Raw genomic sequence first — 14,467 nt, 5'->3', positions numbered from 1 at the left:
ACCCGGCCTACACATCATCTTTATCCATAAACTGGCGCACAGGCCTGATAAGCGAAGCGCCATCAGGCACTGTATATATTACACGCCCCTTTCTGTTAATAATCGAACTGACGGTAGTAACGACGAATATCCAGACTGTGGCCGGTATATTTCTCGAAGTGCGCCGCCAGTCGGTCAACTAACAATGTCGAAACAACACTCGGCGCCATGATCCAGCGGAACTCATCATCAATACCGTCCAGCGCATACGCTTTCGGATCAATCACCACCAGGTTATCGGTAATCTGACTGGCGAAGCGCTCAACGCGTTCATCCAGCGCGCGGCATTTCCCTTCCCCTTTCACTAGAATGAGCGGCACCTCTTTTTCCAGCAGCTCCAGAGCGCCGTGGAAAAATTCCGCAGAGCTGACGGGGCGCGTGCGCTTCCACTGCATCTCTTCCAGGATACACATGGAGAACAGATAGACCTCGCCCCACATCTCCGCGCCGCCGACCCACATCATATAATCGCTGTTATGATAACGGCTGGCGATAGCATCGGCCTGCGGATCAAATTTTTGTTTCGCTTTCAGCAGATTCGCCGGCAGAATTTCCAGTTGGCTGGCGAAGCGATCGTAACTGGCGAATTCGTTATTGCGCGACAGCACGCGGAAAAACAGCCAGTACAGCAGCATATATTCATATTCCACGCCATTTTTGTGACGCATCGGAATATGCCATGTCGCCGCCTGCGCCAGCGGAGAGTCCGCATTTTTGGTAATGGCGACTACGCGTATTCCCTGCGCTTTACACCACTCGGCGATCGCCACCGATTCTTTGGTATCACCGGATTTAGACAGCGTAATAACCACAGAGTCTTTATTCAGCCGCTTATTTCCTTTATGAATTAATTCTGCCGCCTGCTCAACATAAACCGGCAACGTTGTTAATTCTTTGGCAAATTCATTAATTGCCATCATTGGCGCCAGTGAACCGCCAACAGAGGCGAAAAATAAAGAACTGAACCCGGCCTGATAAATCTCGTCAGCAACCTGTTCTGCCTTCTGGCGCGCAGCGATGATCTCACGAGCACTCGTCAGGTACTCGTCCTGATTAAAACCCAACATATTTTTCTCCTGATTGTTCAGATTTTACTTTTTAAAACGCGATCGAAATCGTCAAAAATGCGTACCGAAAGGTCGATGCCTTTCAGTGAGGCGATATGAAACGCCATGAGTTGTACCGGCACAATCAACAGCAATGGCGAGAAATGGTGATCAACCGCTACATCCAGCGCAAGCGTCTGGTCATCCTGCGCCGCCTTCGCCAGCGTGAGAGTAAAGGTTTTGGCAACCGCAGGCGTCATATACTCCCGTAGCGCCCTGGAGCGTGCGTCGGGCCGGTCCTCAAAGAAGAACATCACGTGTTCCGCATTGGCTTCCAGATACGGGCCGTGCATATAGGCTTCCAGCTCAAACCCGCTTGAGGGAACACGTACCGTCTCGGTAAATTTAGTTTCCAACTCTTTTGCCACCCCAACCAGCGCGCCGTAGCCTGTCGCCACAAAACGCGTCCCGTTTCGTAAAACGGCCTGGTGCTGGTGAATAAACGCTTCCGTACGCACGATAACCAACGGCAGGGTTGCCGCGATGCGTTGAAGCTGCGCCACATACTCCTCGACCTGCGATTCCGTCAGTCGCTGCTGCTGACGGGCAATTAACAACGCGATAAGCAACAGATTCAGTACCGTCGCGCTAAATCCACGGGTAACAAAGCCGACGGACTCAATCCCGGTCAGAATATCCAGTGGATAATCACTGGCCTTGCCAAGAGGGCTTTGCGGATCGGCGGTCAGAGCGAATACCGGACGTCCCTGCGCCTGAACTTTACGCATCGCCTCCAGGGTAGAAGCGCTTTTCCCGCTCTGGGAAATAGCAATAACCATATCGGCTTGCGGATCGCTATTCTCATACTGGCTAAAGGTGTACGGCTCTTTAATATCGATAGAGATACCGCAGAGCTCAAAGAAATAACGGGCGCAAAAGGCGGCATTCAATGACGATCCGGTGGCTAATATCAGGATTCGTCGTAACGTTTTTTGGCTGGCGAACCGCGATACATCTTCCAGCGACTGGCGATGGCGGCGAATAATATTCGCCAGGACGTCAGACTCTTCGTTAATATAGGTCAGCATGGTTGGTGACATTGTGTATCCCTCTTAAAATAACCCTATCCAGGAACCGAAAATTCCCACCAGCGCTATACCGCCAATGATGGTTAACGGTTTCACTTTTTTCCCTAACAGCCAGTACACAATGGCGAAGCTAATTAACGGCAGCAGACAAGGCATGATGTCGTTAATAATGTCCTGGACATGGGTTTTCGCCTCTCCCGTACCAAACGTAATGGGAATGGTGATATCAATCATGGAGGCCGTCATCGCGCCAACCACCATCAGACCGATAATCGAGGCGCCATAGGTTAGGCTTTCCATCATTCCGCTTTGCTGAATACGTTGCAGTACGCCGGTTCCCAGCACATAGCCCCAGCGGGTAAAGAACCAGCGGGCCAGAATATGCGGTACGTTAAACACCAGCAGAAATAAAATCGGCCCCAGAATATTGCCTTTCAGCGCCAGGCTGGTACCGATGCCAGTGGCGATAAGACGCAATGTTCCCCAGAAAAAAGAGTCGCCAATACCCGCCAGCGGCCCCATTAACGACGCTTTGACGTTATCGATAGAACTGGCGTCCATCTCTTTCTGCTGGCTATTTTTCTCCTCCATCGCCACGGTAATACCGAGGATCAACGTCACAATGTGCGGCGTGGTATTAAAGAAAGCCAGATGGCGTTTTAGCGCTTCGGCAAGATCTTCTTTTCGGCTATACAGTTTCTTTAATACCGGAATGAGCGTATAGACGAACGCCAGGTTCATTTGTCGTTCATAGTTCCAGGAAAACTCCATCTGGAATGACCGCCAGAAGACGCGGCGTAAATCACGCGCGGTGACCAGACCAGTGGTTTCCGCCTGCTGGCGGTCTTTATCAGAAATCATCTTCATCGTCATGAGACGCTCCTTGCGCAGGTGCCGGTTGCGAGGCCGCAAATTTCGGCATATTGACCATCACGACGGCGACGATCGCGCCGAGAATCGCAATACCCGTCACCGGAATTTTTAAATACGCCATTAAAACAAAACCGAGGAAAAAATAGGGGGCGACCTTTTTATTAATTAATAAGCGCGCCAGCATGGCAAAACCCAGCGCGGGAATAATACCGGTGGCAACGCTTAATCCATGTTTAATAAATTCTGGAATGGCATCCAGAAAACCTTTAACCATATTCACGCCCGCTAAATAAGAGACCGTGACGATAATCCCCAGCGTCAGCGACAGCCCAATGCCGGAGATTAAATGCATACGCTCAATGCCCCGGGAATCCCCCACCTCAGCGTAAGCATCGGCTTTATGACAGAGCAACGGAATAAACATTCCGTTATAGATATTTTTCACAATTAACGCCAGTGTCGCGATTGGCAAACCTAATAACAGCGCGGTTTCCGCCCCAGCGCCGGAATTAATTGCAAAGGCCACACCTAAAATACCGCCAGTGACCACATCCGGCGGCAGCGACGCGCCCACCGAAAAGGAACCGATAAACGCCAACTCCAGCGTCGCGCCCATCACAATTCCGGTTTCCATGTCGCCCAGCACCAGTCCGGTTAAAAGTCCGGTCACGATAGGTCTGGAAATCAGCGACGTCCCTAATGCATATTCAGACTGGGCGATAAACGCCACCAGTCCAAGTAAAAGCGCCTCTACCATAATATGTCCTCAGGAGGGTATCCGCTCAGGCAAAAAGTTGTTTACGATCGTTAGGCACCAGCCGAATTTCTATCTCTACTCCGCCAGCCGCCAGCTCCCGAAGTTGAGTCATTTCATCCGCTAACAGATTGATGGCTTTAGCAATATTCTGGCTCCCTTCACGTACCTTCGTGCCGCCTAAATTAATGCTTTTAATGTCGGGTAATTCGCGCGCCAGCCGGTACGCATCCGCCACGGATTCAACAACAATAAAAAGTTTATATTTATCGGTAACGCCGCTTTTTATCGCTTCAATTGAATCGGCAATATTTTTAATAACCAGCTTCACCGCGGGCGGCTTCGCCATTTTAATGGTGGTTTTACGCAGGTCATCATTAGGTACGCTGTCGTTGGCAATTAAAATACAGTCGGCGCCAACGTACTGCGTCCAGGAAAAGGCGACCTGTCCATGTAATAAACGATGATCCACCCGTAAAAAAACAATCATGACGCTTCCTCCCCTTAAAAATCTTTATCGCTTTGCATGGCGCTGGTGATAGTTTGATTGCAATACTGAATATTTTCTTTTGAATCCGCTAACGCCGTCATTATGGTATGCGTGGTATTGCCATCGTTTTCCGACATAAAGAGATCGATAACCAGCGGCAGGTTAATCCCTGCCAGCAGATGAAAATTTTCCCGTGATAAATAACGGACAAATTCGTTATTCACGCTGCCGGCAAAAATATCGGTCAGCGCAATAATTTCATCTTCCGGCGGGATCCGGGCAATTAGCGTATCTACCTGCTGGCTTAAATCCACGCTCTCTTCAACGTAAGCGCACAGCGTCCAGACATTTGACCGTTTGCCTAAAATCAGCTCCACGGAGTTTAAAACCCCGCTGGCCAGCGTGCCGTGGCTGGCGAAAATATAATGTCTCTTCATCCTGACCTCTAAAACACATTCCACTGTGATAAGAGAGAGCAAGCGGCGTGCCAGAAAAAGTGGCGCGCCGAAAAAAGATGCGGGTTAACAGAGGGAAATAGTTAAAACTGTTGATCTTGCTCGATAAGTTCTGTTTCGAAGGTCAGGATATTATGGATATAGCCAAGCTCGGCGGTGGGGATTTTGACACTGTAGTTACTCTCAATGACACTAAACGCTTCCCGTAGCCGATTCAGTTCCTGTTCCGGACACTGTTGCCCACTCCAGGCAGTAATACCCGCATGGCGGATCAGACGCTCAATCAGGCAACTAATATGCACATAGAGCGCCACCTTTCTTTCATTCGAGACGGTAACGCCCGCCAGATGCTCATAGCGCAGCAGAAACTGCTCAACGTGGTTGATGACTTTGCTGGTGTCGAGGATGGTGACGGATTCGATCACTCGTCGGAGCGAGAAGTTTTTCAGCAGCAGGTTGTTGATCTCCGCCACCTGCTCCGGCGTGGTCAGCGAACCAAACAGCCGCATCAGATAGTGGTTCCCCTCGCCGGAGATCAGCGAGTCGAGCGAAATCCACGGCACGCTGGCGATGTGCGGATCCAGCGTGCCGACTATCGCCAGTACGTCGTAGCGCATAAATACCGGCTCCTGGGTTTTATTGCTCGCCAGCATCGCATAATCGCAGGCGACGACGTCAATCTCCAGCGCCTGCGGAATACTGGCGCTCAGTAATGCGCAAAGATTTGTCGCCACACCGATACCGGTCGCGCAGGTGGTCAGTATGGCGCGCGGTTTGTTGCTTTTCGGCCAGTAGAGCTGATACTCGACCGGCACATCCCGGGCGATATCGCGAGCGATCTCTTCAATAAAATGCCCCTGTAAAATACGCTCTCCTACATACAGGGCCATGCTGGTCGAGACGTTGTTGATAATCGTCACCGGCGTGGAAAGCGCGCGATCAAAATGACGATGAATGGCCTTGAGCGATCCCATATCCACCAGAATCATCAGGCCGGAGGCGAGCGGATGCTCTTCCAGATAGCGCATCACCTGCTGCGCTATCGCCTCCGGCGTGACGTCCAGCGGCATATCGAACGATTCAAAAATCGTATTTTTCAGTAACCGGTTGGCGACGTTGGCGATACTGCTGGCTGTGGCATAGCCATGCGCCAGAATCACCGCATGCGTCACCTGTTTTTGGTTGTTAGCCCCCTGTTTATGCAGCCAAAGCGCCAGCAGCAGCATATCAATGCGTCTCGGCTCCAGATCCAGCTTCTGGCCCAGCGTCTCCAGAATTTGTAAACAGAAGCTGTACAGCAGCGGATATTTCTGGGCGAGGAAGGCGTCCAGTTGGCGGATCTGCTCGCTGTTGAGACGAGAAGGCGCCAGTGCGGTACGATGGATTAAATAGTGGCTAAGCGCGTAAATACAGTTGCCGTTAATCTGCATATTGAAACGCTTCTCCAGACGATAAAACTCTTCCCGCACCTGGCTTGTAATTAACAGCAACCGCTGGGAGTGCACATTATCGTCGCCGGTAAAAATCAGGCGATCGAAGAGAGTCTCAATTTCATCGCCCATTCTTTTTTGTACCGTCTCCCACTCCTCTTTCCCGCTACGTACCAGTTCGTATAGCGCCAGCACATGACACTGCGTATCATGGATCATGCCCTGCATCTCGTCGCGGGCGCGCAGCAGCCAGGTCAGGTTCGTGTCGGGCGAGATGCTCACCGGCGTGTCGTCCGCCAGCGGTTCATTCAGTGACGGCAATGCCGACAGCATGGCATCCGGCAGATCGTGCAGCGACACGGTAACGGTTTCCTGCCCAGGCTTTTTCGCCCATGCCGTCGCCACCGCATACTTCACCACATTTTTCAGCTCGCCGACGTTGCCGCGATAAACATACTGATTGAGGATCTGCAACAAACGCGGTTTGAGGATAAGCGTGGCCGAAAGTTTTTTCGCCTCCGTCCAGAAAAACAGTAAGATCAGCGCCTCTTTTTCCTGGCGGCTGCGGTGCTGGAGATCCGGCAGGTTGACCTGAATCGGGATGCGTCGCAAAAATGTCGTCAGAAAGGTACTGTGTATCTCTTCGGTCGTCGCAAATACCAGACGTACCGAAACCGGATGCCCCTGCGCGGTGTCGCCTACCCGATAAATTTCACCACGATCGAGCCAGGTAAAGAGCTTCTCCTGCCCTTCGGCGCTCAGCCGGTGGACTTCATCCAGAAATAACATGCCGCCGTCAGCCGCCTCGAACGCGCCCGGTCTGTCGCTCTGCGCGCCGGTAAACGCGCCCTTCACATAGCCAAAAAGATTCGCCGCCAGCAGTTCGGGATTGCTCGCATACTGGGCGCAATTAAAACTGATAAATGGCGCATCCGGCGACAGAAGCGCCTGGGCGATAGCATATTCGTGCATGAGCTGCGCCAGATAACTTTTCCCGGTGCCGCTTTCGCCGGTCATCAGTAGCGGCAGTCCGCCGTCGGGATAAAACAGCGCGGTTTTCAGTTGCTCAATCGGACGCTTCAGGCTTTCGTTATGGCCAATCAATAGGGAAAAGTGATCGTCCGGCGCGCACTCCTGCTCCCCGTGCGCTAACAGCTCCGCGACGCTGGCGTATTCATTACGCGAAAGGGTAAAAAACTGTTGGCTAAATGCCTGCTTATGCAGGAAATAGACGGGACGGGTATTGATTTTGCAGAGCACGCCCTGCGCCACCAGTTGGTTCAGATAATGGCTGGCGGTATTGCGCTGCATATTAAAACGCTGCGCCAGATAGCGCGCGGTAAACACCTCACTGACATTTTCCGGATCAAAAAAATCCGTTTGGTTCATCAGGAAAGCAAGCAGGGCATCTTTGCGCATCGTATCCTCTCACGATTATCACATCAGCAATTATGATGCCGCGAAACAAGGCTCTCCTGTCGTGCGTTCTCTCGCTTTATTCATTTTTTGTGGATCACCGCACACCTTCACTCAACGTTGGATTAGCGCGCGATATCAGAAAAGAGAGGAGGAAGCGGCGCACGGCCTGGCGTATGAATCACGCTGCGCCATGCGCCTGATGCTGGTTTAAAATCGGCCTGCGCGGACTGCCAGGCCTGGTAAGCGCTACGCCATCAGGCAAAAGTGTGAACATCTCATCCGGCCTACGATCATCTGTAGGCCGACTGTTCACCATACGCCCTTAAAACGTTTCCCAATTATCGCTGCCGTCGGCCACTGCGGCCTTTGGTGACGACACGGCTGCCGGGGTTTTTACCGCAGCCACATCACGCGCACGCTGCTGTTGCTGTTGAATACGGAACACCGCGACGGCCTGGGTCAGACGGCTGGCTTGCTCTTCCAGCGCCGCAGCCGCGGCGGCGGACTCTTCCACCAGCGAGGCGTTCTGCTGCGTTACGCGATCCATCTCCGCTACCGCCAGGCCCACCTGGTCGATACCACGGCTTTGCTCGTCAGACGCCGAGGCAATCTCGCCCATGATATCGGTCACGCGGGTCACTGCATTGACGATCTCATCCATGGTTTCACCGGCGCTTTCGACCAGCGTCGACCCCACATCAACACGGCTCACGGAATCCTCAATCAGACTCTTGATCTCCCGTGCAGCCTGCGCGCTACGCTGGGCCAGATTACGGACTTCACCGGCTACCACCGCGAACCCGCGCCCCTGCTCGCCTGCGCGCGCCGCTTCTACCGCCGCATTCAGCGCCAGGATATTGGTCTGGAAAGCAATACCGTCGATTACGCTGATAATATCGGCGATTTTCTGCGAACTGGAGGCGATATCGCGCATTGTTTGTACGACGTTATCCACCACTTTGCCGCCTTTTTGCGCTGTTTCAGAGGCGCTCAATGCCAGGTGACTGGCCTGACGGGCGTTTTCGGCGTTCTGTTTCACGGTGGCGGTCAGTTGTTCCATACTGGCGGCGGTCTCTTCCAGAGACGCTGCCTGCTGCTCAGTACGGGAAGAGAGATCGTTGTTACCCATCGCAATCTCGCTGGCACCGCTATAGATTGCATTCGCGCCGTTACGTACATCGCCAACGGTACGCATCAGTTCACTTTGCATATGACGCAGGTTTTCAGCCAACTGCCCCATTTCGTTGGAGCCTTCCACGTCGATACGCTTCACCAGATCGCCGCTGGCGATATGACGAATGCTTTCAATCAGACGATTCATCGGGGCGATAAGCGACAGTTTGATGCCGAACCAGACGGCGATAATGACCACCAGAACGGCAATCAGCACACTGACCAGTACCCACATCGCCTGGTTGTAGGAACTGTTGTTATCCTCAACAGCAATATCGTACAGACGATCGTTTTGCTGCATATAGGCCATGTACTGCTTCTCAAAAGCGTCCTGATAGCTTTGAGTCGGTTGATCAAAAAACTCGTTAATCTTACCCGCGCCAAGAAGCTGAATAAGCTCCGCCAACGCGCCGTGGTAGATATCATAGGTTCGTTTGATCTCAAGGAAAGCCGCTTCACTCTGACGTGGATCGCGCGGTAACGCCTCATACTGCTCCCAGTTTTTTTCGGTCAGCTTCAGCGTATTGGTCGCCCCCTGCATCAGTTCAGCGACAGTTGCGCCGCTGCCAATATTGCTCTGGTCCATCATCCAGCGGATACCCGCGCGATTCAGGGTATTACGCGTTTGCAACAGCTCCACCCAGGTTGCATTCAGGGCAGACTGCTGCTGACGAATAGTTTGCAATACGGTGAAGTTTTCTTTGTCATTCTTCAGCGAGTTGAAGAACAGCCCGCCGGATGTCAGTTGTAAAAGGCCAAATAGCGCCAATACCAGCAGTAAGCTGGTAACAATTTTAATTCGCTTTAACATGTTTTCTCTTTCCGCTAGACAGATACAGAATTTTCGGCCTGGAAAGGGAAAACTTTATGGGATGCGCGCCATTAATATCACGATTAGCTCAGTGAAGTCGTTATGACGCCCCGCGCAACAAGGATCGTCCCATTTTATATCGTGATCTCAATCACATAAAATAGCCCACGCCCTCCTCCGCGAAACCGCTTACCGGTACGTCCGACCGCTTAAACCGCCATACAACCACTCACTGATTTACCTAACTTTACGCGCGCGATGATCTGGCAAGATCCTCTCAGCATAGCAGTCAATCTACCTCCTCAAACACGAACTCAATGTCCACCCAGCTTCGGCTGATAATTAAACTTACAACCAGGTTTTACTATGGATACGAAAAAGATATTCAAGCACATACCCTGGGTGATTCTCGGAATCATCGGTGCTTTCTGCCTCTCGGTCGTTGCCCTACGTCGGGGTGAACACGTGAGCGCCCTGTGGATCGTGGTCGCTTCCGTTTCCGTCTATCTGGTGGCTTATCGCTACTACAGCCTGTACATCGCCCAGAAGGTCATGAAACTCGACCCGACGCGCGCGACGCCGGCGGTTATCAATAACGACGGCCTGAACTACGTGCCGACTAACCGCTACGTGCTGTTTGGTCACCACTTCGCCGCCATCGCCGGCGCAGGTCCGCTGGTCGGGCCGGTATTGGCCGCGCAGATGGGCTATCTGCCGGGGACGCTGTGGCTGCTGGCGGGCGTAGTGCTCGCGGGCGCAGTGCAGGACTTTATGGTGCTGTTCATCTCCTCCCGCCGTAACGGCGCCTCTCTTGGCGAGATGATCAAAGAAGAGATGGGTACCGTTCCAGGCACCATCGCGCTGTTCGGCTGCTTCTTAATCATGATCATCATCCTCGCAGTGCTGGCATTAATTGTGGTTAAAGCGCTGGCCGAAAGCCCGTGGGGCGTCTTCACCGTCTGCTCCACGGTGCCGATTGCGCTGTTTATGGGCATCTACATGCGCTTCCTGCGTCCGGGACGCGTAGGCGAAGTCTCCGTTATTGGTATCGTGCTGCTGGTGGCGTCTATTTACTTCGGCGGCGTGATTGCCCACGACCCGTACTGGGGCCCGGCGCTGACCTTTAAAGACACCACCATTACCTTCGCGCTGATCGGCTACGCCTTTGTTTCCGCGCTGCTGCCGGTATGGCTGATCCTCGCCCCGCGCGACTATCTCGCTACCTTCCTGAAAATCGGCGTGATCGTCGGTCTGGCGCTGGGGATTGTGATCCTCAACCCGGAACTGAAAATGCCGGCGTTGACGCAGTACGTCGACGGTACCGGCCCGCTGTGGAAAGGCGCTCTGTTCCCATTCCTGTTCATCACCATCGCCTGTGGTGCCGTCTCTGGCTTCCACGCGCTCATCTCTTCCGGTACCACGCCGAAACTGCTGGCCTGTGAGACCGATGCGCGTTTTATCGGCTACGGCGCGATGCTGATGGAGTCCTTTGTTGCGGTGATGGCGCTGGTGGCGGCCTCGATCATTGAACCGGGTCTCTACTTCGCGATGAACACCCCGCCGGCGGGTCTGGGCATTACCATGCCAAACCTGCACGAGATGGGCGGCGAGAACGCGCCGCTGATTATGGCGCAGTTGAAAGACGTTACCGCACATGCAGCGGCGACCGTCAGCTCCTGGGGCTTTGTGATTTCCCCGGAACAAATCCTGCAAACTGCGAAAGATATCGGTGAACCGTCAGTATTGAACCGCGCAGGCGGCGCGCCAACGCTGGCAGTAGGTATCGCGCACGTGTTCCACAAAGTCCTGCCGATGGCGGATATGGGCTTCTGGTATCACTTCGGTATTCTGTTCGAAGCGCTGTTTATCCTGACCGCGCTAGATGCGGGTACCCGTTCCGGCCGCTTTATGTTGCAGGATTTGCTGGGTAACTTCGTCCCGTTCCTGAAAAAAACCGATTCTCTGGTCGCGGGTATCATCGGTACCGCAGGCTGCGTCGGTTTGTGGGGCTATCTGCTGTATCAGGGCGTGGTCGACCCGCTGGGCGGCGTGAAGAGCCTGTGGCCGCTGTTCGGTATCTCTAACCAGATGCTGGCCGCCGTGGCGCTGGTGTTGAGCACCGTGGTACTGATCAAAATGCAGCGCACCAAATACATCTGGGTGACGGTAATCCCGGCGGTATGGCTGCTGATCTGCACCACCTGGGCACTGGGCCTGAAACTGTTCAGCGCCAACCCACAGATGGAAGGTTTCTTCTACATGGCAAACCTGTATAAAGAGAAGATTGCCAACGGCACCAACCTGACCGCGCAGCAGATTGCCAACATGAACCATATCGTGGTGAACAACTACACTAACGCTGGTTTGAGTATTCTGTTCCTGGTGGTGGTGTACAGTATTATCTTCTACGGTTTCACCACCTGGATGAAGGTACGCAACAGCGATAAACGTACCGATAAAGAAACCCCGTATGTGCCCGTGCCGGAAGGCGGCGTGAAGATCTCTTCACACCACTAAAACTGATGCCGGGTAGCGCACAGCGATCCCGGCTAGTGTAGGCCGGATAAGGCGCAAGCCGCCATCCGGCTTTATTCATTAACAGGACGGCAGAATGTTTGATACTTTAGGTCAGGCAAAAAAATATCTCGGCCAGGCGGCAAAAATGTTGATTGGTATTCCGGACTACGACAACTATGTCGAGCACATGAAAACTAATCATCCCGACAAGCCGTACATGACCTATGAAGAGTTCTTCCGCGAACGTCAGCAAGCACGTTACGGCGGCGATGGCAAAGGCGGTATGCGCTGTTGTTAATGGAGAGACTATGATCCCGATTGCAGTTACCCTACTTACCGGTTTTCTTGGTGCCGGCAAAACCACCCTACTACGCCATATCCTCAACGAACAACATGGTTTTAAAATCGCCGTTATCGAAAACGAATTTGGCGAAGTCTCCGTTGACGATCAACTGATTGGCGATCGCGCCACACAGATCAAAACCCTGACTAACGGCTGCATCTGCTGTACCCGCTCCAACGAGCTGGAAGATGCGCTATTAGACCTGCTCGACAGCCGCGACCGCGGCGATATTGCTTTCGACCGCCTGGTGATTGAATGCACCGGCATGGCTGACCCCGGCCCGATTATTCAGACCTTTTTCTCCCATGACGTATTATGCGAACGCTACCTGTTAGACGGCGTGATTGCGCTGGTCGACGCGGTGCACGCTAACGAGCAGATGAACCAGTTCACCATCGCCCAGTCGCAGATAGGCTACGCCGACCGTATCCTGCTGACCAAAACCGACGTGGCAGGCGACAGCGAGAAACTGCGCGAGCGGCTGGCGCGTATCAACGCCCGCGCCCCGGTTTACACCGTGGTACACGGCGATATTGACCTGAGTCAGTTGTTTAATACCAGCGGCTTTATGCTGGAAGAGAACGTGCTGGCAAGCCAACCGCGTTTCCACTTTATTGCCGATAAACAGAACGATGTATCGTCAATTGTGGTGGAACTGGATTACCCGGTGGATATCAGCGAGGTGTCGCGGGTGATGGAAAACCTGCTGCTGGAATCAGCGGATAAACTGCTGCGTTACAAAGGGATGCTGTGGATCGACGGCGAACCCAACCGCCTGCTGTTCCAGGGCGTGCAGCGTCTCTACAGCGCCGACTGGGACAGACCGTGGGGCGATGAGAAGCCGCACAGCACGCTGGTATTTATTGGGATCCAGTTGCCGGAAGACGAGATCAGAGCGGCGTTTGCGGGGTTAAGGAAGTAACCCGCATCAAGGCCATCACAGAATGATGGCCTTCAGAGCAGATATGGCACTCTCTATTCACCGTTACCATATTATATCTTCCACCAGCGCACCACTACATAATGATAAATACAAACTACCTTAACCACGAGGGGATATTATACTCCGGCAAAGGCTCCACACTATAAGTATCTCTCCTGTCGCTCCCTTTTTTGCAGGTGATCTCATAGAAACCCCACTTATCATTTTTATCCGAATAAAACACAGTATATTTATCAGTATTAAAACCAAAATATTTTTCGTTTTTATTCTTCACTTCCAATTCACCGCACTTTGCTTCATTGCGCCATTCATGATTGATGGTCTTTTTTAGCACAAAATAAGCGACATCACCAATCAACATAGGAACAAGCAGAAACAAAAACATAGACATAATAAAAGCTCCTGTTAATGTAAAAATTCGATACCCTTTTGCTTTATCACCGTAACGCAGAAATAGCCCATAGCAAATAGGTTGTGATAACCACAGGAAAAACATAAGAAATGCGGTGGCTTTCCAACAATATTCTAACCATGGAGAAGAGGATAGCTCCAGATTACTGATTTGCCAGAAAATGCTGGCAGAGTAACTACTAGTAAAAGCAAAAACACCTGAAAATGCGGTAACCGCCAGGCCGATTACCTTAAAGGTTTTTGCTGTATTATTTCTGGCAAAATCTAAAATAGTCAAAATGCTACTAATGAGGATAGAGACTGAAAATAAAATAGCTAACCAATACGTTATGGTGTTGACAAACACATTAGCAGACAACAACAAAAGCAAAAAAATTGACCATGCAGTTAGCGATAGAATACCAGCAAACCGAGTCAATAAATGATCATTGTCTGTGCGTACAAAGAAACTGATATATTCCCTAACTCGATTTCCTTGAGTGAAAGAGAATATTAGAACAGATACAAAGAGAAATGCAACCAGGTAACTTTTTAAAGGAAATTTATAGGGGATTAAATAGATTGCGATCACGCCATAGACAATCACCGCAGAATCTAATTTTTTCTGTTTAAAATGTTTAAGAAAGGATCTCCAAATCTTAATAACTTCCATATTAAAACCTTATATGTTGGGTA

The 14,467-nt window shown here is 52.0% G+C and carries 12 protein-coding genes and 1 pseudogene; 4 read left to right on the top strand and 9 right to left on the bottom strand.

The genetic code is table 11. From position 1 onward, the window contains the following. Positions 1–95 precede the first annotated feature (95 nt). From ACLJQJ_RS14705 to ACLJQJ_RS14675, 7 genes are all read right to left on the bottom strand, one after another. A complete protein-coding gene (locus tag ACLJQJ_RS14705) occupies positions 96–1,106 on the bottom strand; it encodes an SIS domain-containing protein (protein WP_063809588.1) in 1,011 nt (336 codons plus the stop codon). 17 nt (positions 1,107–1,123) lie between these two features. Further along, positions 1,124–2,185 (bottom strand): SIS domain-containing protein, encoded by a 1,062-nt coding sequence (locus ACLJQJ_RS14700; RefSeq protein WP_063809589.1) that lies wholly within the window; start codon positions 2,183–2,185, stop codon positions 1,124–1,126. Positions 2,186–2,197: 12 nt separating this feature from the next. Then, positions 2,198–3,046: a PTS system mannose/fructose/sorbose family transporter subunit IID gene (locus ACLJQJ_RS14695; protein ID WP_000178065.1), complete on the bottom strand. Its 849-nt coding sequence runs from the start codon at positions 3,044–3,046 to the stop codon at positions 2,198–2,200. Further along, complete coding sequence (locus tag ACLJQJ_RS14690; protein ID WP_063809590.1) at positions 3,024–3,803, bottom strand: PTS mannose/fructose/sorbose/N-acetylgalactosamine transporter subunit IIC; 780 nt, start codon at positions 3,801–3,803, stop codon at positions 3,024–3,026. The genes ACLJQJ_RS14695 and ACLJQJ_RS14690 overlap by 23 nt, the downstream gene beginning before the upstream one ends. A gap of 25 nt (positions 3,804–3,828) precedes the next feature. Further along, positions 3,829–4,290, bottom strand: a complete 462-nt coding sequence (locus tag ACLJQJ_RS14685; RefSeq protein WP_000634729.1) for a PTS sugar transporter subunit IIB — start codon at positions 4,288–4,290, stop codon at positions 3,829–3,831. 14 nt (positions 4,291–4,304) lie between these two features. Then, positions 4,305–4,727, bottom strand: coding sequence for a PTS sugar transporter subunit IIA (locus ACLJQJ_RS14680; RefSeq protein ID WP_000820693.1), 423 nt, complete (start codon positions 4,725–4,727; stop codon positions 4,305–4,307). 101 nt (positions 4,728–4,828) lie between these two features. Then, positions 4,829–7,594: a sigma 54-interacting transcriptional regulator gene (locus ACLJQJ_RS14675; protein ID WP_001224203.1), complete on the bottom strand. Its 2,766-nt coding sequence runs from the start codon at positions 7,592–7,594 to the stop codon at positions 4,829–4,831. Positions 7,595–7,730: 136 nt separating this feature from the next. On the opposite strand from ACLJQJ_RS14675, the pseudogene ACLJQJ_RS14670 reads away from it, so the two are divergent. Continuing rightward, positions 7,731–7,805: pseudogene (locus ACLJQJ_RS14670) on the top strand (GNAT family N-acetyltransferase); the annotation flags it as partial. 111 nt (positions 7,806–7,916) lie between these two features. Here ACLJQJ_RS14670 and tsr read toward each other — a convergent pair. Then, positions 7,917–9,578 carry a methyl-accepting chemotaxis protein gene (gene tsr / locus ACLJQJ_RS14665; RefSeq protein ID WP_023238064.1) on the bottom strand — a complete coding sequence of 554 codons (1,662 nt, stop codon included), beginning with the start codon at positions 9,576–9,578 and terminating at the stop codon, positions 7,917–7,919. Between the two features lie 366 nt (positions 9,579–9,944). Between tsr and btsT the strand changes: the two genes are divergently transcribed. The 3 genes from btsT (at position 9,945) to yjiA (ending at position 13,360) form a co-directional block, all read left to right on the top strand. After that, positions 9,945–12,095: a pyruvate/proton symporter BtsT gene (gene btsT / locus ACLJQJ_RS14660; RefSeq protein ID WP_000379928.1), complete on the top strand. Its 2,151-nt coding sequence runs from the start codon at positions 9,945–9,947 to the stop codon at positions 12,093–12,095. Positions 12,096–12,189: 94 nt separating this feature from the next. Then, the gene (locus tag ACLJQJ_RS14655) at positions 12,190–12,393 is read left to right on the top strand and encodes a YbdD/YjiX family protein (protein ID WP_000460616.1); all 204 of its coding nucleotides are present in this window, start codon (positions 12,190–12,192) and stop codon (positions 12,391–12,393) included. Between the two features lie 10 nt (positions 12,394–12,403). Continuing rightward, positions 12,404–13,360: a GTPase gene (gene yjiA / locus ACLJQJ_RS14650; protein ID WP_063814089.1), complete on the top strand. Its 957-nt coding sequence runs from the start codon at positions 12,404–12,406 to the stop codon at positions 13,358–13,360. A 115-nt stretch (positions 13,361–13,475) separates the two neighbouring features. Here the strand turns inward: yjiA and ACLJQJ_RS14645 are convergent, their stop codons facing one another. Beyond that, complete coding sequence (locus tag ACLJQJ_RS14645) at positions 13,476–14,444, bottom strand: hypothetical protein (RefSeq protein ID WP_063809592.1); 969 nt, start codon at positions 14,442–14,444, stop codon at positions 13,476–13,478. Between the last annotated feature and the right edge of the window lie 23 nt (positions 14,445–14,467).

It is taken from the genome of Salmonella sp. SAL04202, assembly GCF_046550775.1.
In the GTDB taxonomy this organism is placed as follows: domain Bacteria; phylum Pseudomonadota; class Gammaproteobacteria; order Enterobacterales; family Enterobacteriaceae; genus Salmonella; species Salmonella enterica.
Note: the sequence above shows the minus strand (reverse complement) of the source record. Positions and strands in the feature narration are given on the sequence as shown.